Origin of the sequence: Novosphingobium sp. NDB2Meth1 (assembly GCF_900117425.1) — a bacterium.
Lineage (GTDB): Bacteria > Pseudomonadota > Alphaproteobacteria > Sphingomonadales > Sphingomonadaceae > Novosphingobium.
In genome coordinates this window covers 1-18,706 of sequence record NZ_FPEH01000014.1, presented here as the reverse complement: position 1 = coordinate 18,706, position 18,706 = coordinate 1, and the positions used below count along the sequence as shown (strand labels likewise).

Here is an 18,706-nt window from a genome sequence, read left to right as displayed (position 1 = left end):
CGGGGGATGAACGCCTCAGAGGTAAGTCGTCGGGCCGGTCAGCCGATCGCGCAGGCTTTCAGCACGGCCATGCCCAGATCGCTGAGGCCTACCTCGCGCGCGGCGGCGCCGGCTTCGATGGCAGCGCTGGGGGCTTCGGCCACCATCGCGGTCGCGCGGTCCTGCACCAGCGTGTCCTGCCCCGCATCGCGCATCAGCTTGAGCCCGCGCGCACCATCGCTGCCCATGCCGGTCAGCACCGCGCCCACTGCCGGCACCGCACCGCGCGCGATCGAGCCGAACAGGAGGTTGGCGGAAGGACGCGCGCCGTCGACCGGATCGCGCTCCATCAGGCGGATGCGCGGCGGCTGGCCGGGTTCGACCACCACGTGGCGATCCGGATCGGCGGCGATGTGGATCGTACCGGGGGTCAGGTTGGCGCCGTCCTTCGCGGCGCGCACGTTGCATTTGAGATCGGTATCGAGCCGCTTGATAAAGGTCTCGACCACCATCGGCTCGGCCTGCAGGCACACCACCGTCGGCGGGCAGTTGGCAGGAAAACCGCTCAGGATCGTCGTCAGCGCGTCGATCCCGCCCATCGAGGCGCTGAACGCCGCGATATGGCCGTTCCACGTGAAGGGCACATCGGCGGCGGCCTTCTGCTCGGCACGGCCCTTGCGGTCGTGCACGTTGCTGTTGGCCGCGGCGAGCACGATCTTGCCGAGCTTGCCGACCGTCTTGCTGAACTGTTCGGGCGTCGCCTTGAGCGGCTTGGGGAAGCATTCCACGGCGCCCAGTTCATAGGCCTTGAGCGAGGTTTCGGTGCCCGCCTGCGTCAGGCTGGAGAGCATCACCACTGGCAGCGGATTGGTCTCCATGATCTCCGCAAGGAACTCGATCCCGCTCATGCCCGGCATTTCCACGTCGAGCGTGATCACGTTGGGCTTCAGTTCGGCGATCTGTTCGCGCGCGGCGCCGGCGTTCGCTGCCACGCCCACCACGCGGACGTTCTTCGCCTCGTCGAGGATATCGGAAAAGAGCGCGCGCATCGCGGCGGAATCGTCGACCACGAGGACCCGGGCTTCGTGCATGGGGAGGCTTACCTTCCTGTTGGCGCGCCGCCTGTGGGCGCTGCTTCGGCTGGGTGATACGCCGCCGCCTCCCTGCAATTTCTCCTCGGGCCGTTAAGTATCTCACCGTAAACCCCAGGCAAGGCGACCTTTGCCGCTTGCCGACTAAGCCAGACGGGAAAGCGTGCTCCCGGATCGGGGGCCAGCGAGGGACCCCGCCTCTATGCCGACGATCACCCTGCCCTCCCGGTGCGACCGCGCCGCAGCCGAGGCCCTGCTGCCGGAAATGGTGGCCGGGCTCGGTTCGGGCGCGCTCCACATCAATGCGCGCGATTGCACGCAGATCGGGCAGACCATGCTCCAGCTCCTCGTCAGCGCGCGCCGCACCGGCGATGGCGCGGTGATCGAGCCATCGGACCATTTGCGCGAAACCGCCCGCCAGCTCGGCCTTGAGGCGGAACTGTTCGACGGAGCGGCTGCATGAACGCCGAAGAAATCCAGGCCATCTTCTTTGCCGAGTGCGAGGAATCGCTGGCGGCGGCCGAAAGCGGGCTCGCTGCCTGCAAGGCCGGCACCCAGGACAGCGATACGGTCAACGCCGTGTTTCGCGCCGTCCATTCGATCAAGGGCGGCGCAGGCGCCTTCGGCTATGTCGCGCTGCAGGCATTCACCCATACGTTCGAGACGCTGCTTTCCGACGTGCGCGAAGGCGCGGTGCCGATCACCGAGCCGCTCGTCGATCTCCTCCTGCGCGCGCTTGATACGCTGAGCGATCACGTTGGCGCCGCGCGCGGGCTTGTCGACGTGCCCAATGACGTGGGCCTGCTCGCCGAACTGACTGCCGCGCAGGCCGCCAACGCGGGAACTGCGCCAGCTCCGGCTGTCCCCGCCCCGGTCGCCGCTGCGCCGGCAGCTCCCTCCGTGGAGGAAGAAGGCAGCGATCCCTTCGACTTCGATGCCATGCTCGATGACATCACCGGCGCGATGGGAGCGCCCGAGCCTGAACCCGCTCCCGCCCCCGCGCCTTCTTGGCTGCTCAAGGTCCGCCCCCACGCCGGCGCCATGCGGAACGGCGGCGAGCCGCTGCTCCTCCTGCGCGAACTGGCCGGCCTCGGCGCGCGCTGCATCGAATGCGATTGCGGCAGCGTCCCGCTGCTCGATACGCTCGATCCCGGCACCGGCTACCTTGGCTGGACGTTCGCGCTCGACGCCGATGTCAGCGAGGGCACAGCGCGCGAGATCTTCGAATTTGTCGGCGACGACTGCGGCCTCGCCGTGGGGGGCGACGCGCCGATGCCGCCAGTCCGGCCCGCGCCTGCGCCCGCACCTGTTGCCGCGCCAGCCGCCGCCGCACCCGCCGTCGCTGCAGCAGCCGCACCGGCGCCTGCTGCTGCTCCGCCGGCGCCCCCCGCGCTCGGCCAGTCGATACGCATCGAACTCGGCAAGCTCGACAAGCTGATCGACGCAGTCGGCGAACTCGTCATCGCGCAGGCAATGATGGCGCAGCGCCTCGCCGGCGATGGCCTCGCGGTGAAGGAAGAGCTCACGATCCTCGAAGGCCTGACGCGCGACATCCAGGAATCGGCCATGTCGATCCGCGCCCAGCCGATCGGCTCGGTGTTCAGCCGCGTGCCGCGTATCCTGCGTGAACTCACCGCCAGCACCGGCAAGCACGTCCGCCTCGAAGTGTCGGGCGAAAGCACCGAACTCGACAAGACCGTGATCGAACGCCTCGGCGAACCGCTCACCCACCTCATCCGCAACGCGGTCGACCACGGCATTGAAAGCGCCGAGACGCGCATTGCCGCGGGCAAGCCCGCCGAAGGCACACTCACCCTGTCCGCCGAGCACCGCTCGGGCCGCATCCTCATCCGCATTGCCGACGACGGCGCGGGCATCAACCGCGACCGCGTCTTTGCCAAGGCCGTCGAAAAGGGCCTGATCGCAGCCGATGCGCAGCTTTCGAAGGAGGAGATCGACCACCTGATCTTCGCGCCCGGTTTCTCCACCGCGCAGCAGGTCTCGAACATCTCCGGCCGCGGCGTCGGCATGGATGTCGTCCGCCAGAACGTGAAGGAACTCGGCGGCCGCATCACTATCGACAGCGAACCCGGCAGCGGCACCACCTTCACGCTCACGCTGCCGCTCACCCTCGCCATCTCGGACGGCATGGTCGTCAATGTGGGCGATCAGACCCTGGTTGTCCCGCTAGCCAACGTCGTCGAAAGCCTCCGCCCCACCAAGGAAGAAGTGCAGGGCCTCGGCGCCCACCGCGCGATGATCAATGTGCGCGGCAAGTTCATCCCGGTGCTCCCGCTCCACGCCGCCGTCGGCGCGCAGGGCGCCATCGAGCAGGCGCATGAAGGCGTGCTCATCGTGGTCGAGACCGAAGGCGCCGGGCGCGCCGCGCTGCTTGTCGATGCCATCTGCGATCAGCGCCAGGTCGTGATCAAGAGCCTCGATACGCATTACCGCTCGGTCGAAGGCGTCTCCGGCGCCACGATCCTTGGCGATGGCATGGTCGCGCTCATCGTCGATGTCGACAGCCTCGTCGCGCGCAGCCTTTCCGGCCAGTCCCTGTCCGGCCCCTCGCTGGCGGAAGCTGCATGAGCGCCATGCTCGCCCCTGCCGAGACGCTGCCGGGCATCAGCCCCGGCGTCTACAGCGCGGACGACTTCGCCGCGGTGAGCGCGATCGCGCATGCCGAGGCGGGAATCGTGCTGGCCGAGGGCAAGGCGATGCTGGTCTATTCGCGTCTCGCCCCGCTGGTGCGCGATTCCGGTTGCGCCACGTTCAGTTCGTACATCCTGCGCATCCGCGAGGATGCCGCCGAGCGCAACCGCGCGATCATGGCGCTGACCACCAACCACACGTTCTTCTACCGCGAGGCGCATCACTTCGAGCACTTCGCCAGCCAGGTCCGCCCCGGCCTCGTCGACAACCTCGCGCGCGGCGGCAAAGTGCGCCTGTGGTCCGCCGGCAGCTCGAGCGGCGAGGAAACCTGGTCGCTGCTGATGACCCTGCTTGGGCCGGACCGCACCGCGGGCGAACGCATCGCGCGCGGTGACGTGCGCCTGCTCGCCAGCGACATCGCCGCCCACGCGCTGCGCAAGGCCGAAGCCGCCCGCTATCGCAGCGAGGAGCTGAAGGTCGTGCCGGAGGCCCTTTCGCGCACCTGGACCGTGCCTGCCGGTGACGAAGTGGAGATCGCGCCCACGGTCCGGTCGCTGGCACGGTTCCGTACGCTCAACCTGCATGGCCCCTGGCCGATGCAGGGCCAGTTCGACGTAATCTTCTGCCGCAACGTGATGATCTATTTCGACAATCCCACCAAGGAGCGCCTCGTCGCGCGCTTTGCCGAGGCGCTGGTGCCCGGCGGCTGGCTCTATGTCGGCCACAGCGAACGCGTGACCGGCCCGGCGCTCCAGATGCTCGCCACCGCGGGCCCCACCATCTACCGTCGGAGCGAGGCATGAGCCGAGTGAGCAAGCCAATCCGGGTCGTCATCGTCGAGGATTCGCCGACGATGCGCGCGATCCTGCAGGCCCGGTTCGAGCGCGAGGAGGATATCGTCGTCGTCGGCGCCGCAGCCAATGCGGCGGAAGGCCGCCAGATGATCCGCGAACTCGATCCCGATGTCGTCACGCTCGATGTCGAGATGCCTGGCATGAACGGGCTCGATTTCCTTGAAAAGATCATGGCGCTGCGCCCCACGCCCGTCATCGTCGTCTCCGGCTCGACCCACGAAGGCGCCGAAACCACCGCGCGCGCGCTCGCGATCGGTGCGGTCAGTTGCTACGCCAAGAGCGAAGGTGCCGGCAGCTACTCGTTCGACGATCAGGGCAAGCTGGCGGACCTTATCCGCGATGCCTCCAAGGTTCGCTTCGTCACGCGTCCTGCCCCGCCGCCACCCACTCCGCCGCGCACCTCAACCGCACCGCGCAGCCCCACCCTGGTCGAGCGCCCCCGTCTGATCGCCATCGGTTCCTCGACCGGCGGCGTCGAAGCGCTGCAGGTCCTGCTCGGCGGCTTTCCGGCGGACTGCCCTCCAACCGTCGTCGTCCAGCACATTTCCGCGCGCTTCGCGCCCGCCGTCGCGCGTACGCTCGACCAGTCGTGTCCGCCGAAGATCGTGATTGCGGAGCCTGATCTGCCGCTGCTTGAAGGCCACGTCTACATCGCGCCGGGCGACGACCGCCATTTCTCCGTCGGCGGCCGCAGCGGCCATCTCTACCAGCGCCTGCGCCGGGGCGAGCCGGTTTCCGGCCACCTTCCCAGCGTCGATGTGCTGTTCCACTCGGTCGCCGAAGTGGTCGGCGCGGGCGCAGTCGGCATCCTCCTCACCGGCATGGGCACCGACGGCGCCGAAGGCCTGCTTGCCCTTGCCCGGACCGGCGCGCGCACCATCGCGCAGGATGAGGCGACGTGCACCGTGTTCGGCATGCCGCGCGCCGCGATCGCGCTTGGCGCCGCCGGGGTCGTCGCGCCGATCGGCACGATTGCCCGCCACGCCTTCAGCAAGGCGGCCTGATCCGATGTTCGAACGCCGCATCCTTGGAAGCCTCGAACGTCCGATCGAACGCGTGACCGTCATGCAAGGTCAGGCGCTGGTCAGCAATGACGCCACAATCGAATTCTCGACCGTGCTCGGCAGCTGCGTCGCCTCGTGCCTCTATGATCCCGAAGCGCGGGTTGGCGGCATGAACCACTTCCTGCTATCCGAGCCGCCCGCCGGCCTTGCCGCCACGACCACCATCGACGAGCACTACGGCGTTTATCTGATGGAGCTGCTGGTCAACCAGATGCTCGGCATGGGCGCACGCAAATCGCGGCTGCGCGCGCATCTCTACGGCGGCGCCAACGTCAACCGCAACATGATGCGCATCGGCACCGCCAATGCCGAGTTCGCGCAGGCCTTCCTCAAGCGCGAAGGCATCATGGTCATGCGCGAGGACCTTGGCGGCACCAGCGCCCGCCGTGTCGATTTCCGCCCGGCCTCAGGCCAGATCCGCTGCCGCACGGTCGAGGATCGCCTCGCGCCGCCGGTCAAACCCACCACCCGCCCGGCCATCGCGTCCGGCGATGTCGAACTGTTCTGATTGCAACAAGCGAGCCCCACGATGACCCAGACCACCCGAATCCTGACTGTAGACGACAGCCCGAGCATGCGGGCGCTCCTCAACCACGCTCTTTCGACACAAGGCTTCGAAGTGGCGCAGGCCGAAGACGGCCTCGCCGCGCTCGACTGGCTCGCGCTCAACGAAGTCGACGTGGTGATCACCGACATCAACATGCCGCGCCTCGACGGGTTCGGCCTGATCGAGCGCCTGCGCGAGGGCACCCGCCACCGCGACCGGCCGATTCTGGTGCTCACCACCGAAAGCTCGGACGAGAAGAAGGCCCGCGCCCGCGAGGCCGGAGCGACCGGCTGGATCGTCAAGCCCTTCGATGCCGCCAAGCTCGTCGCCGCCGTGCGCCGCGTCACGCACTGATTTCCTCCTGCCCCAAGGAACCCATACGATGATCCGCGAGCTGATCACTTTCGAGGTCGAGGGCCAGGTCTTCGGACTCGACATCATGTCGATCCGCGAAATCCGCGCCTGGACGCCGACCACACGCCTGCCACGTGTGCCGCACTATGTCGCGGGCGTTGTCAACTTGCGCGGCACCGTGCTGCCCGTCGTCGATCTCGCCGCCCGCCTCGGCTGGCGCGCGACCGAGCCGACCCCGCGCCACGCGATCATCGTCACGCAGCTGGGCCAGCAGGTCGGCGGCTGGATCGTCGATTCGGTGAGCGACATCGTCACCGTGCCCGATCAGACGCTGCAGGCGCCGCCCCCGGGCGTCGGCAACGATAGCGTGGTGCCCTTCCTCGAAGGCCTCGCCGCGATCGAGGACAAGATGGTGATGGTCCTCAACCTTTTCGCCTTGAGCGACGGGGCGCAGCTCGCCGCTGCCGCCTGATCCTGCACTCACTTTCGCATCAAGGAACCCGCCGCAATGGCCTCCCCCGTGGCTTCAGGCCCCCCCGCCAACACCGCATCGCACCGGCAGATCGCGCTGGTGCTCGAGGAATTGTCCCATGAAGTCGAAGCACTCGGTGCCTCGCTCTGCGGTGATATGGACGTCGCGATGCGCCACATGGACAGCCTGCAGGCGATCGACATGATTGCCCAGAAGCAGCGCAGCCTCGCCACGCTGCTCCATGCAGACTGCCTCGAAACCGAGGTCGAACGCATCGGTCTTGATATCCTGCGCGAAAGGATGCGGTTGCTGCGCTGACGGGCGGGACCGGCGTCCCATGGCGGGACCATCCATGTCGGGACCGGGGCTGGCGCGCAGGTTGCCATTCCCGCTCGATTGTTCACAATGCCGCGAGATCAACGAACGGCGGGAGCAATGGCGGTCATCGCAGTCTACAGCGTCAAGGGCGGCGTCGGGAAAACCACCCTCGCGGTCGACATGGCGTGGCGTTCGGCGGCGCTGTCCGGCCATTCCACCCTGCTCTGGGATCTCGATCCGCAGGGGGGTGCGGGCTGGCTGCTCGGCCTGCCCGACCGCGCCGAAAGCGATGCCGCGTCAATCTTCCGCAAGGACAGCAAGCAAAGCGATCTGATCGTCCCTTCGCGCTATCCCGGCCTTGCCGTGCTGCAGGCCGATGACAGCATGCGCAGCTTGCCCGCCACGCTCGCCCGGATCGGCAAGCGCAAACGCATGGCGCGCACTGCTGCCGCGCTCTCGGATGACTACGAGCGCATCGTGATCGATTGCCCGCCCGCGCTCAACGAGATCAGCGAGCAGGTCTTCGCCGCCGCAGATCTGCTCATCGTGCCGCTGCCACCCTCGCCGCTGTCCGCCCGCGCGCTGCCGATGATCCAGGCGGAGATCCTCGCCAACCACCCGCGCCATCCGCCGATCCTGCCGGTGCTTTCAATGTATGACGCGCGCCGCAAGCTGCACCGCGATGTACTGTCGGGCTTTGCTGCCGGCTGGCCGGTGATCCCGATGGCGAGCGCGATCGAGCAGACCGCCGCCCGCCGTGCCCCGCTCGGCACATTTGCCGCCGCCAGCGACGTCAACGCCCGCCTGCAGAAGCTGTGGGACGGGATCGAAGCCAAGCTGACGATGCAGGCCTCGCTAGGGCAGGCATCTCTCAGTTCATGAAGGCGTCGAGCGCCTCGCCCGCTTCCATCCAGCGCGCTTCCGCCGCTTCCAGCTGATCTGCCACCTCGCGCCGCTGGCGCCCCAGTTCGGCCATGCCCAGCCCGGCGAGGTCCGCCGCCGGTTTGCCCGAGCCCGCCATCGCCGCATCGATCGCCGCCAGCCGCGCCTCGGCCTTGCCGACCGCGGCTTCAGCCTCGCTGACCGCCTTCTGCAGCGCCTTCATCTCCTCGCGGCTCTTGGCCCCGCCTTTCGGCTTGCTTGTGGCGCCCTTGCCCGCATCCGCCTTGGGCTGGTTCCGCCCGAGCACGAAGTCGATGTAGTCTTCGATGCTGCCGGGATAGTCCTGCGCCGTCCCGCCATCGACCAGCACCAGCCGGTCCGCCGTCAGTTCCACCATGTGCCGGTCGTGGCTGATGAGGATCACTGCGCCGGCATAGTCATTCAGCGCCTGCACCAGCGCCTCGCGCGCATCGACGTCGAGGTGGTTGGTCGGTTCGTCGAGGATCAGGAGATGCGGCGCATCGCGCGTTACCAGCGCCAGCGCCAGCCGCGCGCGCTCGCCGCCCGAAAGCGTCGCGGTCTGCGATTCGGCGCGCGGCCCTGAAAAGCCGAACCGCCCCAGCTGCGCGCGCACCGCCGCCGGGGTCTTGCCCGGCATCGCCCGCGTCATCAGTTCCAGCGGCGTCGAATCCGCCGGCAGTTCCTCCACCTGATACTGTGTGAAGTAGCCGATCTTGAGCTTGCCCGAGGCCGTCATCCCGCCCTCGCTCGCCGCCAGCTGCCCCGCCAGCAGCCGCGCCAAGGTAGTCTTGCCGTTGCCGTTGCGACCCAGCATCGCGATCCGGTCATCGGGATCGATGCGCAAGTTGAGCCGCCGCAGGATCGGCTTCTCCGCCACATAGCCCGTCGCCGCCAGATCCAGCGTGATCAGCGGCGGCCGCAGTTCGTCGGGATCGGGAAAATCAAAGCTCAGCGAAGGGTCCTCGAGCATCGCCGTCACCGGCTGCATCTTCGCCAGCATCTTGGCGCGCGACTGGGCCTGCTTTGCGGTCGAGGCGCGCGCCGAATTGCGCGCCACATAGTCCGCCAGCTTCTTCCTCTGCGCATCCTGCGCAGCCTTCGCAGCGGCAATCTGCGCCGCACGCTCGGCCCGCTGGCGCTCGAACGCATCATAGCCGCCCGCATAGAGCGCGATCTTCCCGCCCTGCAAATGGAGGATCGTGTCGACCACGTTGTTGAGCAGATCGCGCTCGTGGCTGATCACCACGATCGTGCCGGGATAGTTCTGGAGGAAGTTCTCCAGCCACAGCGTCGCTTCCAGATCGAGGTGGTTCGAGGGCTCGTCGAGCAGCAGCAGGTCGGGTGCGGAAAACAGCAGCGAAGCCAGCGCCACGCGCATCTTCCACCCGCCCGAAAAGCTGTCGAGCGGCATCGCCTGCATCGCCTCGTCGAAGCCCAGCCCGATCAGGATCCGCGCCGCCCGCGCGTCCGCCGTATAGGCGTCAATGGCGATCAGCCGGTCGTATAGCTCGGCCAGCCGGTCCGGGTCCTCGCAGGTCTCCGTTTCCGCCATCAGCGCGGCGCGCTCGGTATCGGCCGCCAGCACCGTCTCGAACGGCGTCGCCGAACCCGCAGGGGCGGACTGCGCGATATAGCCAAGCCGCATCCGCTTGGGCATCTCGATCCCGCCCTCATCCGGCTCGATCTCGCCGATGATCGCCTTCATCAGCGTCGATTTGCCCGCGCCGTTGCGGCCGATCAGCCCCACCTTGGAGCCCGGCTGGATCGTCGCGGAGGCGCGGTCGAGAATGGTGCGCCCGCCCAGCCGCACGGTGAGGCCCTGAATTGTCAACATGCGCGCGCCCCTAGCAGGGCAGCGCCCGCCGCGAAAGCCGCCAACAATCCTCCGGAAAATCAGCCCTCCCGCACCCGCCCGCACTGGACTTCGCGCCCCCCCTTCGTCCATGCAGACGAACCATGTGGCAGATCTACCAATTCCCGCTGTGCCCGTTCAGCCGCAAGGTGCGCCTGCTCCTCGCCGAAAAGGGCGTGCCCTACGAACTCATCCGCGAGAACCCGTGGGAGCACCGCGAGGCGTTCCAGATGCTCAACCACGCCGGGCGCACCCCGGTGCTGCACAACCCGCAAAAGCAGATCACCCTCGCCGACAGCCGCGCGATCTGCGAATATTTCGAGGAAACGGTCGACAAGGCGCCGATGATCAATGGCACGGCGGTCGGCCGCGCCGAAATCCGCCGCCTCGTCGCGATGTTCGATGAAAACTTCTATGCCGCCGTCACCCAGCCGCTGCTCGAAGAGCGCATGAAGAAGCGCCTCGTCTACCGCCAGTCGCCTGACTCCCGGATCTTGCGCGATGCGATGCGCCTCGCCAACGAGCACCTCTACTACATCGACTATCTGATCGATAACCGCCCCTGGCTCGCCGGCTCCACGATGAGCCTCGCCGATCTCGCCGCCGCCGCGCAGATCTCGGTCGCGGACTACCTCGGCGGGATCGACTGGTCGCTGCACGAACAGGCCGCCAGCTGGTACTCGGTGTTCAAGAGCCGCCCCAGCTTCCGCCCGCTCCTCACCGAACGCATGGACGTGATCCAGCCGCCGTCGCACTACGCCGACGTCAACGCCTGAAGCCAGCCGGAGAGACCTCCAGGATGACGATTTCCCGCCGCAGCGCCCTTGGCCTCCTCGGAGCCGCAGTTCCCCTGGCAGGTGCCGCCTCCCGCGTCGGCGCCGTCACCCCCAATACCTACGAGCCCGCCGCCCCGCCCATGCCCGCTGGCCCCGCACCGAAGATCTACGATCAGGTCGGCCTCGAATGGGTGATGAACATCCTGCCCTTCTGCACCGAACCCGAGAACATGGGTAACCTCGCCGACCAGACTTCGGCTGATGGCGATCGCGACGTGGTCTGGCCGATCGTCGGCGGCATCTTCTACGGGCGCGGCATCAAGGGCACCGTCATCCCCGGCGGCGGTGATTTCCCGGTCACGCGTCCCGACGGTGTCCAGATCGTCGACGCGCTCTACCGCCTGCGCACCGACGACGGCGTGCAGATCATCATCCACAATCAGGGGCCGCGCTACACCGACGACAAGTTCCGGCTGCTGCCCTCATTCAACGTGCCAGGCAAGAAATACGCCTGGCTGCGCGAGTCCGTCTTCGTCGCGACGCTGACCTACCCGGTTCCGCCGGAAATCCCCGTCCCCGATTTCGGCCCCAAGGCCAACGGCCGCCTGATCCAGGTCTTTCGCCTGACCTGACCACCCTTCCTTGCTCTTCCCCATTTTTGCGGAGCACAAATGGGCCAGCGCTTCCTTGCTCCTCCCCATTTTTGCGGAGCACAAATGGGGAGGTGGCAGCCCGCTGGGCTGACGGAGGGGTAAATTCCTGCCCCCGCATATTGCCACGCTGCACAGCTGGCCGCCCCATGCCCGAAAGGCCCGAGGGCTTGCACCACCACACCTGCCCGAAGGCCAGAGCCGTGCACGTCCGAAACGCATGGCCAACCCCATGCCCGACCGCCCCGCGAAGGATAACCGGGATAGTACCGCGTTCCTACATGCCCTGCCCCGAAAGGCGCGCCCAAAGACCCACGTCCGAAACGTTGCGCGGTGTGTCGAGGCTAAACGACGCTCGAACCAAAGGCAATCGGCGGCGTGGCTGGCCCTTGCAGTGCACGGCAATCGCGGGCATCTCGGCAAGGACAGGGAGCGACGATGACGAACACCCTTTACTATGGCGACAACCTCCATGTGCTGCGCGAGCATGTGAAGGATGAGAGCGTTGATCTGATCTATCTTGATCCGCCGTTCAATTCGAACGCGAATTACAACATCCTGTTCAAGTCACCCGAAGGGCACAATGCGGACGCGCAGATCGAAGCGTTCGAGGATACGTGGCACTGGAACGAAAAGGCCGAGGACGCCTTCGACGAAGTGATGCGCAGCGGGAACACGGCGGCGTTCGAATTGCTGCGGGCCATGCGCGCGTTTCTGGGCGCGAACGACATGATGGCATACCTTGCCATGATGGCGGTGCGCCTGCTGGAACTTCACCGGGTGCTGAAACCGACGGGTTCGCTCTATCTGCACTGCGATCCGACCGCGAGCCATTATCTGAAGCTGTTGCTGGATGGAGTGTTTGGGGCGAAGTACTATAGAAATGAAATCATTTGGAAGCGAACCAGTGCCCATGGAGACGCATCGGTCGGCTTTGGCGATGTAACGGACGCCATCTTTTACTACTCGAAGTCGGAAAAGACGATTTGGAACCGCCAATTTTCGCCTTTGACTGATAAGCATGTATCGGAGAAGTATGGAAACGTCGATGCAGAAGGCCGACGTTATACGACGCGGGATTTGCGTAGCCCAAGTCCGAGACCAAACCTCACATATGAGTATAAGGGCTACAAGCCACATCCGAACGGATGGTCGATTTCGCGAGAGTTAATGGAGCGGTATGACGCCGAAGGCCTACTTTATTTCCCATCGAAGGCTGATGGTCGTATCCGGTTGAAAATCTTTCTGGATGAAAGGCAAGGCCGACCCCTTCAAAACCTTTGGGATGATATTCCCCCGATTAACTCACGTGCGCAAGAACGCCTAGGCTATCCCACGCAAAAGCCCCTCGCCCTGCTCGAACGCATCATCGCCGCCTCGTCCAACGAAGGCGACGTGGTGCTCGATCCGTTCTGCGGCTGCGGCACGGCGGTTCATGCCGCGCAGAAGATGGGGCGCCAGTGGCTGGGCATCGACGTCACGCATCTGGCGATCTCGCTGATCGAAAAGCGGATGAAGGATGCCTTCCCCGGCCTCGCGTTCCATGTCGAAGGCCGCCCGCAGGACCTGCAATCCGCGCTCGATCTGGCGGAGCGCGACAAGTACCAGTTCCAGTGGTGGGCGGTGAGCCTTGTCGATGCCCTGCCCTTTGGCGGCAAGAAGAAGGGCGCGGACGGCGGGATCGACGGCTACATCTATTTCAAGCCGGATGGGAAGCGCACCGAGAAAGCCATCGTTTCGGTGAAAGGTGGCAGGAACGTCGATGTGAAGATGATCCGCGATCTGCATTCGGCGATGGAGCGCGAGAAGGCTCCGTTCGGCGTGTTCATCTGCGTCGGCCTGCCGACCGGGCCGATGGAGCGCGAGGCGGCGGCGGTCGGCGTGTGGGAGAACGAATATACCGGGCGCAAGCATCCGCGCCTGCAAATCCTGACGCTGGCGGAGCTGTTCCGGGGCAAGCGGCCCGATATTCCGTGGGTGGATGCCAGCGTGCTGAAATCGGCCAAGCGCGAGGATACCGGGCGGCAGGGGAGCTTGCTGTAGACGGGCCAGCGGTCAAACCGTTTCGGCCACAACCGCGCATCCGTCACCGATTGGAACAGCGAGTCGAAGAGCACCGGGCTCACGCCGGACGAGCCAAGCCGCGCCCGCTTTCCTACAGCGCGCCATTCTGCGATACATCCTGCGTGGCCGCGTGCGGTCACGCGCTCTTTGAAATGGTCGGTTCAGGCGCGCACACGCAAAATGTGTCACCTTGTCGCTTTCAGGCGCACAAGCTCTTGTCAATAAACAGGAAAACAGCGCCTCTCAAAGGCGACACGGTGTCGCTTTTGTCGCTTTTCGCACCGGTTCAGGCCGCCTTGGTGCGCACCCCGAAACGACCTGCCTTGCGGAAGCGCACCATCCAGCGGCCAAGGAACAGGTCCAGCGGCCTTGCCTGCACGCCCAGCTCGGCAAGGCCCGGCAGCGTTCCGCTCACCACATTGCCCTGCCGCAGCAGCGTCCACTGATCGCGGCTCATCGGTGCGCCGGGCAGCCAGCCGGTCAGCGAAGCAAAAGCCGCCGAGACGCCGTCGGGCAGTTCGAGGAACTTCGGCGAACGGCCCGCTGCCTTGGCGATGCGGCGGTTGAGATCGCCGATGGTGATCACGTCCGGCCCGCCCAGCTCGAAAGTCTTGCCCGCGAAGCCTGCCGGGGCGGCGAGCACATTGGCCACCGCATCGGCCACGTCGTCGACGAACACCGGCTGGAACCGCGAATCGGCGGCGAACACCGGCATCACCGGCGCACTGGCGATCAGCCCTGCGAAGAGGTTGATGAACGCGTCATCCTCGCCGAACACGACCGAAGGGCGCAGCACCACCGCTTCGGGGAACGCGGCCAGCACCGCCGCCTCGCCTGCCGCCTTGGTGCTGGCATAGGCCACCGGGGACCCCGCATCGGCGCCAATGGCGGAGACATGAACGAACGCCTTGGCACCCTTCGCGCGCGCGATGGCGGCAAGCTGCCCCGCACCCGAACCTTGGACCGCATCGAGCTTGCCAGTGAAGGCGCCGACAAGGTTCACCACCGCATCGCAGCCCGTGAGCGCGACCTCAAGCGTGTGCGGCTTGGTCACGTCGACTGCCACAAGCTGGACCTTGCCCAGCCCGCCGAGGGTCTTGAGCCGGTACCCGCGCTCGGGATGGCGGCTGCACACCCTGAGCCGCGCCCCGCGCGAGAGCAGCGCCTGCGCCACATGCGTGCCGATGAACCCGCTGCCGCCAACGACTGCGATCAGCTGCCCGTCAAGATCGCGCCCACCGTCCTTGCTCATGCGTTCCGTTCCACTTCCAGTTCGCGCGCCCCTTGCCACAGCCGCGCCCTCCGGTTCAATGGTTTAGGCAGCCTGATCGGTGCAAATGCAAACCGCGGTTGACAAGGTGCACATCCCTGCCCTATCGGCGCGCTCCTACCCGGCAGTCGGCGCTTCGGCCCATTGCTCCCGTGCCCAGATGGCGGAATTGGTAGACGCACCGTCTTCAGGTGGCGGCGCTGGAAACGGCGTGGAGGTTCGAGTCCTCTTCTGGGCACCATTTTCCTGTATCAGATTGCCCCTCGGGGCTCGCCAAACCCTCAGAAATCTGCCATTTAGCGTCTCGCGTTGTCGCTGGATGGTTACCATCGTTCCCCCACAATCCACGCAATTTGGGGGCATCGTTGGGTGCATGACAGGCATTCGGCATCGCTTTGGCGAAAGGCCATGCCCCCAGTTGCCTCTGAAGGACGCAGAGATTCGCGCGTTTCGAGCGATGAACAAGCCGGTCAAGAAGGCCGACGGTGGAGCGCTGACACCGATATTGTCTTGCGCTGCAAGTCGGATCACCGGGCGGCTCATGCAATGTCTCCTAGGACAGGTGCATCTGGACGGAGAAGGCCTTCCGTTCGCAATTCGCACCAGAAGTCTGAAGGGATGCTCATCCGATAGTAGTTGAGCGTCTGTTGCACCTGCTCTGCACTGCACAGCCCGGGTATCACGCTGACCACCTGGGGATGCGCCAGCACAAAGGCCAGCGCCGCTGCCGGCAAGTGGCCCCATGCCGCGAGGCGACTGCCTCGATGCACTGCACTTTGTCCAGCAAGTGCTGGGGTGCCGGCGCGCAATCATAGCGCGCGGCTCCCGGTGTGCGCGTCCGGCCCGCCAGAATGCCGCTGATGTAGGGAGCGCCGACGACCAGCGCGATGTCCCATGCCTTGCAGGAAGGTATCCGGCGCGCAACCTGACCATGACGGGCGCATCCGAACCCGGCACCGCGCTGCTCAACGCGCGCCTCAGTGTTCCGCTGAGTTCCACCGCGGCTGTCAGCTTCGGATATGACAGGCGCTTCGGCACCGGCTACATCACCCATTCCGGGGGCATCGGGGTCTCGGTCGCGTTCTGACGCGCCGGTGCAGTTTGTTCGCAGCGTGGTCGGAGGTGCCCGATCGCTTTGCCCGACGACAGCCGTCTCTCTCGCTGACGCCAGAAAGCGCAGTGACGCCGCACGCGCCCAGATCGAGCAAGTAGTGGACTCGCCACTAGAGTGGAAACGAGAGAAGGCGGCTGCCAAATTCAATGCAGAGAACAGCTTCGAGCAGGTCGCCAATGAATGCCTCGCGGTAATGGAGAGCGAGGGCCTCACCCCACACGAGTTCATCTGCAACTGCCGGACAAATGCAGCGCACCGCTTCACATCAAGTTCGCACCATCATCAAATCTTGGGACCAAACATCTAGAGGCTGCCGTCTGCCAAGTTGACGGGTCGCCCCATGTCGACCCGTTCTGAATAGCGATCGACCAGTCGCTCACCGTGCGGCCGCAGCATGACTGTAAAGCGCACCAGTTCCTCGCAAACATCGACGATGCGGTCGTAGTAGGATGATGGTTTCATCCGGCCTGCCGCATCGAATTCGTCGTAGGCCTTGGCGACGCTCGACTGGTTGGGGATCGTGAACATCCGCATCCAGCGCCCAAGGATGCGCAGGGTGTTCACCGAATTGAACGACTGCGACCCCGCGCTGACCTGCATCACCGCCAGCGTTCGGCCCTGCGTCGGGCGCAGACCTTTGTAAGCGAGCGGCAAGTGGTCGATCTGGGTCTTCATGATCCCGGTGATCTGGCCATGCCGCTCGGGGCTGCACCAGACATGTCCTTCCGACCACAGCGAATGTTCGCGCAGTTCATGGACCGCGGGGTGATCGTCGCCGCTGACCTGATCCGGCAAAGGCAGATCGGAAGGATCGAAGATGCGTGTCTCGCAGCCGAAGAACTGGAGCAATCGGGCCGCCTCTTCCACAACCAGGCGTGAGTACGACCGCTCGCGAAGGCTGCCATAAAGCAGAAGAATGCGCGGCGGCGGATCGAGTTCGCCGAGGCCTTGCGCGGGACGCTTATGGACATAGGCAGGCTGCAGGGCCGGCAGATGCGTGGGCTCGGACAAGTGCCGCAGCCGGGTGAATGGCATGGCGGTCATGGTGCGGGATCTTCGTGCGCGAAGATCAAGCTGCCCGCGACAAGGGCTGCGAGTGCCCCGGCAGCCTGCGCGGCAATGAACGCGGGTACATCCGCAGGCGCGATACCGGCGAACGTATCCGACAGGGCGCGCGCGAGCGTGATCGCCGGGTTGGCAAAGCTGGTCGACGAAGTGAACCAGTAGGCTGCGACGATGTAGAGCGCGACGCTGGCGGGAACGGACTGCGGACGGTGCCGGATCGTGCCCAGGATAACGAAAACGAGGCCGAAGGTGGCGATGAACTCGCCTGCCCATTGACCAGTCCCGGTGCGGACCTTGGTCGATAGCTGGAGGATCGGTTCGGCGAACATGAAGTGCGCCGCCCAGACGCCGAGGATACCGCCGGCGAGCTGACCGGCGACCAACCGCAGCGCCGTGCCTGTCGAGAGATCACCGCGAAGGCGGAAGACCATCGTTACTGCCGGATTGAAGTGCGCGCCCGAAAGCGGCCCAAGCATCGTGATCAGCACGTACAGCATGGCTCCGGTCGCGGCGGTGTTGCCGAGCAAGGCAACCGCCGTGTTCCCGCCCGCGAGCCGGTCGGCCATGATGCCCGAGCCGATGACCGTGCAGAACAGGAAGAAACTGCCGATCGCCTCGGCCCAGACGTCACGGCTCATGCCGCGCTGTCCATCTGGCCGATTGCCGACAGGAACTCCGTAAGCTTGGCTTGCGTCATGTCCTCGAAGCGGGCGGCCAGCAGCCTATGCACGCGCACCTCGAGGGCCTGCCACGTTGCCTCGAACGCAGCGTCGACATCGGCGTCGGTGCCGTGCACGTCAGCGGGGTCGGGCAGGCCCCAGTGACCCTTGACCGGCGCGCCGATGAACACCGGACAGCTTTCCTGCGCTGCATTATCGCAAACGGTAATGGCCACGTCGATCCGCGGCGCACCGGGCGCGGTGAATGTGTTCCAGCTCTTCGACGAGAACGCAGCGGTATCGATCCCACGCCGCGCCAACAGTCGCAATGCGCCGGGGTGCGGCACGCCCTTGGGCTTGCTGCCTGCGCTGTAAGCGCGGAGCCTGCCGGCGCCGAGTGTTGCGAGCATGGCCTCGCCGAGGATGGAACGCGCGGAATTGCCGGTGCACAGCACCAGCACGCCGGGGAGACTGTCAGGCATGGATAGTGGCTTCCTCTTCGCAGCCGCAACTCAGGGCAATGTCCACCAGCGGCGCACAGATATCGGAGGAGCCGGCACAGCAATCTTCCATCAGGAACTGCAGCAGCGCGGTCATCTCTGCATAGCGGACGGTGTAGATGATCGACTTCCCGGCCCGGCGATTCTCGACCAGTCCGGCATGGCTCAGGATGGTTAGGTTGGCGGACAGCGTGTTTGGCAGCACGCCAAGCGCCTTCGCCAACACGCCTGCTGCCATACCTTCCCTGCCCGCCTTCACCAGCAGGCGGAAGGCGGCCAAGCGTCCCTCATGCGCTAGCGCGGCAAGGGCCGAGACGGCGAGTTTCGATTCCATATTTCATGGATATTGGAAGTGATAGGTCAGATCAAGCGGTCGCTCGCATCCCACATAGGTCTAACCGCGTCTGCGTTGGACACAAGAAAGGCGCACGGGCGTGTGTGGAGCGGCGTGTGTGTTATGCTGTGTGGTTGCGGGGGTAGGATTTGAACCTACGACCTTCAGGTTATGAGCCTGACGAGCTA

At 65.9% G+C, this 18,706-nt stretch carries 20 protein-coding genes and 1 tRNA gene; 14 read left to right on the top strand and 7 right to left on the bottom strand.

The genetic code is table 11. From position 1 onward, the window contains the following. Nucleotides 1-38: 38 nt before the first annotated feature. A complete protein-coding gene (locus NDB2M1_RS07045) occupies nucleotides 39-1,070 on the bottom strand; it encodes a chemotaxis protein CheB (protein ID WP_072380907.1) in 1,032 nt (343 codons plus the stop codon). 202 nt (nucleotides 1,071-1,272) lie between these two features. On the opposite strand from NDB2M1_RS07045, the gene NDB2M1_RS07040 reads away from it, so the two are divergent. The 9 genes from NDB2M1_RS07040 to NDB2M1_RS07000 all read left to right on the top strand — a co-directional run bounded on the left by NDB2M1_RS07040 (nucleotide 1,273) and on the right by NDB2M1_RS07000 (nucleotide 8,213). Beyond that, nucleotides 1,273-1,533: a chemotaxis protein CheX gene (locus NDB2M1_RS07040; RefSeq protein ID WP_054121922.1), complete on the top strand. Its 261-nt coding sequence runs from the start codon at nucleotides 1,273-1,275 to the stop codon at nucleotides 1,531-1,533. Continuing rightward, nucleotides 1,530-3,659 (top strand): chemotaxis protein CheA, encoded by a 2,130-nt coding sequence (locus tag NDB2M1_RS07035; RefSeq protein WP_072380905.1) that lies wholly within the window; start codon nucleotides 1,530-1,532, stop codon nucleotides 3,657-3,659. Before NDB2M1_RS07040 ends, NDB2M1_RS07035 begins: the two co-directional genes overlap by 4 nt. Then, on the top strand, nucleotides 3,656-4,525 hold the full coding sequence (locus NDB2M1_RS07030; RefSeq protein ID WP_072380903.1) for a CheR family methyltransferase: 870 nt from the start codon (nucleotides 3,656-3,658) through the stop codon (nucleotides 4,523-4,525). Before NDB2M1_RS07035 ends, NDB2M1_RS07030 begins: the two co-directional genes overlap by 4 nt. Beyond that, nucleotides 4,522-5,580 (top strand): chemotaxis-specific protein-glutamate methyltransferase CheB, encoded by a 1,059-nt coding sequence (gene cheB, locus NDB2M1_RS07025; protein WP_072380901.1) that lies wholly within the window; start codon nucleotides 4,522-4,524, stop codon nucleotides 5,578-5,580. Before NDB2M1_RS07030 ends, cheB begins: the two co-directional genes overlap by 4 nt. 4 nt (nucleotides 5,581-5,584) lie before the next feature. Continuing rightward, entirely contained in the window at nucleotides 5,585-6,148 is a 564-nt protein-coding gene (locus NDB2M1_RS07020; RefSeq protein ID WP_054121926.1) for a chemotaxis protein CheD, read from the top strand. A 21-nt stretch (nucleotides 6,149-6,169) separates the two neighbouring features. Further along, nucleotides 6,170-6,541: a response regulator gene (locus NDB2M1_RS07015; protein WP_072380893.1), complete on the top strand. Its 372-nt coding sequence runs from the start codon at nucleotides 6,170-6,172 to the stop codon at nucleotides 6,539-6,541. A 28-nt stretch (nucleotides 6,542-6,569) separates the two neighbouring features. Beyond that, nucleotides 6,570-7,013, top strand: a complete 444-nt coding sequence (locus NDB2M1_RS07010) for a chemotaxis protein CheW (RefSeq protein ID WP_072380891.1) — start codon at nucleotides 6,570-6,572, stop codon at nucleotides 7,011-7,013. Nucleotides 7,014-7,061: 48 nt separating this feature from the next. Beyond that, the gene (locus tag NDB2M1_RS07005; protein ID WP_231624979.1) at nucleotides 7,062-7,331 is read left to right on the top strand and encodes a hypothetical protein; all 270 of its coding nucleotides are present in this window, start codon (nucleotides 7,062-7,064) and stop codon (nucleotides 7,329-7,331) included. A gap of 117 nt (nucleotides 7,332-7,448) precedes the next feature. Further along, nucleotides 7,449-8,213 carry a ParA family protein gene (locus NDB2M1_RS07000; RefSeq protein WP_072380889.1) on the top strand — a complete coding sequence of 255 codons (765 nt, stop codon included), beginning with the start codon at nucleotides 7,449-7,451 and terminating at the stop codon, nucleotides 8,211-8,213. On the opposite strand, the gene NDB2M1_RS06995 is transcribed toward NDB2M1_RS07000, so the two are convergent. Further along, the gene (locus NDB2M1_RS06995) at nucleotides 8,203-10,068 is read right to left on the bottom strand and encodes an ABC-F family ATP-binding cassette domain-containing protein (protein ID WP_072380886.1); all 1,866 of its coding nucleotides are present in this window, start codon (nucleotides 10,066-10,068) and stop codon (nucleotides 8,203-8,205) included. The two genes, NDB2M1_RS07000 and NDB2M1_RS06995, sit on opposite strands and share 11 nt — an antisense overlap. Nucleotides 10,069-10,190: 122 nt before the next feature. On the opposite strand from NDB2M1_RS06995, the gene NDB2M1_RS06990 reads away from it, so the two are divergent. The 3 genes from NDB2M1_RS06990 to NDB2M1_RS06980 all read left to right on the top strand — a co-directional run bounded on the left by NDB2M1_RS06990 (nucleotide 10,191) and on the right by NDB2M1_RS06980 (nucleotide 13,555). After that, nucleotides 10,191-10,862: a glutathione S-transferase family protein gene (locus NDB2M1_RS06990; RefSeq protein ID WP_072380884.1), complete on the top strand. Its 672-nt coding sequence runs from the start codon at nucleotides 10,191-10,193 to the stop codon at nucleotides 10,860-10,862. Nucleotides 10,863-10,885: 23 nt separating this feature from the next. Next, the gene (locus tag NDB2M1_RS06985; protein WP_072380882.1) at nucleotides 10,886-11,494 is read left to right on the top strand and encodes a DUF3237 domain-containing protein; all 609 of its coding nucleotides are present in this window, start codon (nucleotides 10,886-10,888) and stop codon (nucleotides 11,492-11,494) included. 456 nt (nucleotides 11,495-11,950) lie between these two features. Next, the gene (locus tag NDB2M1_RS06980) at nucleotides 11,951-13,555 is read left to right on the top strand and encodes a DNA methyltransferase (protein ID WP_072380880.1); all 1,605 of its coding nucleotides are present in this window, start codon (nucleotides 11,951-11,953) and stop codon (nucleotides 13,553-13,555) included. Between the two features lie 307 nt (nucleotides 13,556-13,862). Here the strand turns inward: NDB2M1_RS06980 and NDB2M1_RS06975 are convergent, their stop codons facing one another. Then, nucleotides 13,863-14,828 (bottom strand): complex I NDUFA9 subunit family protein, encoded by a 966-nt coding sequence (locus tag NDB2M1_RS06975; RefSeq protein WP_072380878.1) that lies wholly within the window; start codon nucleotides 14,826-14,828, stop codon nucleotides 13,863-13,865. Between the two features lie 172 nt (nucleotides 14,829-15,000). Here NDB2M1_RS06975 and NDB2M1_RS06970 point away from each other — a divergent pair. Together NDB2M1_RS06970 and NDB2M1_RS22595 are read left to right on the top strand one after the other, a co-directional pair. Then, nucleotides 15,001-15,087, top strand: a tRNA-Leu gene (locus tag NDB2M1_RS06970). A 690-nt stretch (nucleotides 15,088-15,777) separates the two neighbouring features. After that, a complete protein-coding gene (locus NDB2M1_RS22595; protein ID WP_171955340.1) occupies nucleotides 15,778-15,933 on the top strand; it encodes a hypothetical protein in 156 nt (51 codons plus the stop codon). Between the two features lie 330 nt (nucleotides 15,934-16,263). Here NDB2M1_RS22595 and arsH read toward each other — a convergent pair whose 3' ends face one another. The 4 genes from arsH to NDB2M1_RS06950 are packed head-to-tail and all read right to left on the bottom strand — an operon-like array spanning nucleotide 16,264 to nucleotide 18,518. After that, complete coding sequence (gene arsH, locus NDB2M1_RS06965; RefSeq protein WP_371328192.1) at nucleotides 16,264-17,004, bottom strand: arsenical resistance protein ArsH; 741 nt, start codon at nucleotides 17,002-17,004, stop codon at nucleotides 16,264-16,266. After that, a complete protein-coding gene (locus NDB2M1_RS06960) occupies nucleotides 17,001-17,663 on the bottom strand; it encodes an aquaporin (RefSeq protein WP_072380875.1) in 663 nt (220 codons plus the stop codon). The genes arsH and NDB2M1_RS06960 overlap by 4 nt, the downstream gene beginning before the upstream one ends. Beyond that, nucleotides 17,660-18,166 carry an arsenate reductase ArsC gene (locus tag NDB2M1_RS06955; protein WP_072380873.1) on the bottom strand — a complete coding sequence of 169 codons (507 nt, stop codon included), beginning with the start codon at nucleotides 18,164-18,166 and terminating at the stop codon, nucleotides 17,660-17,662. Before NDB2M1_RS06955 ends, NDB2M1_RS06960 begins: the two co-directional genes overlap by 4 nt. Then, entirely contained in the window at nucleotides 18,159-18,518 is a 360-nt protein-coding gene (locus tag NDB2M1_RS06950; protein WP_054122184.1) for an ArsR/SmtB family transcription factor, read from the bottom strand. Before NDB2M1_RS06950 ends, NDB2M1_RS06955 begins: the two co-directional genes overlap by 8 nt. Nucleotides 18,519-18,706: the final 188 nt, after the last annotated feature.

Bases quoted from the DNA above. Each gene is read 5' to 3' on its own strand.
- NDB2M1_RS06960 (WP_072380875.1), bottom strand. From the start codon at position 17,663: ATGAGCCGTGACGTCTGGGCCGAGGCGATCGGCAGTTTCTTCCTGTTC.
- NDB2M1_RS07000 (WP_072380889.1), top strand. From the start codon at position 7,449: ATGGCGGTCATCGCAGTCTACAGCGTCAAGGGCGGCGTCGGGAAAACC.
- NDB2M1_RS06955 (WP_072380873.1), bottom strand. From the start codon at position 18,166: ATGCCTGACAGTCTCCCCGGCGTGCTGGTGCTGTGCACCGGCAATTCC.
- NDB2M1_RS07045 (WP_072380907.1), bottom strand. From the start codon at position 1,070: ATGCACGAAGCCCGGGTCCTCGTGGTCGACGATTCCGCCGCGATGCGC.
- NDB2M1_RS06975 (WP_072380878.1), bottom strand. From the start codon at position 14,828: ATGAGCAAGGACGGTGGGCGCGATCTTGACGGGCAGCTGATCGCAGTC.
- NDB2M1_RS06950 (WP_054122184.1), bottom strand. From the start codon at position 18,518: ATGGAATCGAAACTCGCCGTCTCGGCCCTTGCCGCGCTAGCGCATGAG.
- NDB2M1_RS06995 (WP_072380886.1), bottom strand. From the start codon at position 10,068: ATGTTGACAATTCAGGGCCTCACCGTGCGGCTGGGCGGGCGCACCATT.
- NDB2M1_RS07010 (WP_072380891.1), top strand. From the start codon at position 6,570: ATGATCCGCGAGCTGATCACTTTCGAGGTCGAGGGCCAGGTCTTCGGA.
- NDB2M1_RS22595 (WP_171955340.1), top strand. From the start codon at position 15,778: ATGACGGGCGCATCCGAACCCGGCACCGCGCTGCTCAACGCGCGCCTC.
- NDB2M1_RS06980 (WP_072380880.1), top strand. From the start codon at position 11,951: ATGACGAACACCCTTTACTATGGCGACAACCTCCATGTGCTGCGCGAG.
- NDB2M1_RS07035 (WP_072380905.1), top strand. From the start codon at position 1,530: ATGAACGCCGAAGAAATCCAGGCCATCTTCTTTGCCGAGTGCGAGGAA.
- arsH (WP_371328192.1), bottom strand. From the start codon at position 17,004: ATGACCGCCATGCCATTCACCCGGCTGCGGCACTTGTCCGAGCCCACG.
- NDB2M1_RS07015 (WP_072380893.1), top strand. From the start codon at position 6,170: ATGACCCAGACCACCCGAATCCTGACTGTAGACGACAGCCCGAGCATG.
- cheB (WP_072380901.1), top strand. From the start codon at position 4,522: ATGAGCCGAGTGAGCAAGCCAATCCGGGTCGTCATCGTCGAGGATTCG.
- NDB2M1_RS07020 (WP_054121926.1), top strand. From the start codon at position 5,585: ATGTTCGAACGCCGCATCCTTGGAAGCCTCGAACGTCCGATCGAACGC.
- NDB2M1_RS07040 (WP_054121922.1), top strand. From the start codon at position 1,273: ATGCCGACGATCACCCTGCCCTCCCGGTGCGACCGCGCCGCAGCCGAG.
- NDB2M1_RS06985 (WP_072380882.1), top strand. From the start codon at position 10,886: ATGACGATTTCCCGCCGCAGCGCCCTTGGCCTCCTCGGAGCCGCAGTT.
- NDB2M1_RS07030 (WP_072380903.1), top strand. From the start codon at position 3,656: ATGAGCGCCATGCTCGCCCCTGCCGAGACGCTGCCGGGCATCAGCCCC.
- NDB2M1_RS06990 (WP_072380884.1), top strand. From the start codon at position 10,191: ATGTGGCAGATCTACCAATTCCCGCTGTGCCCGTTCAGCCGCAAGGTG.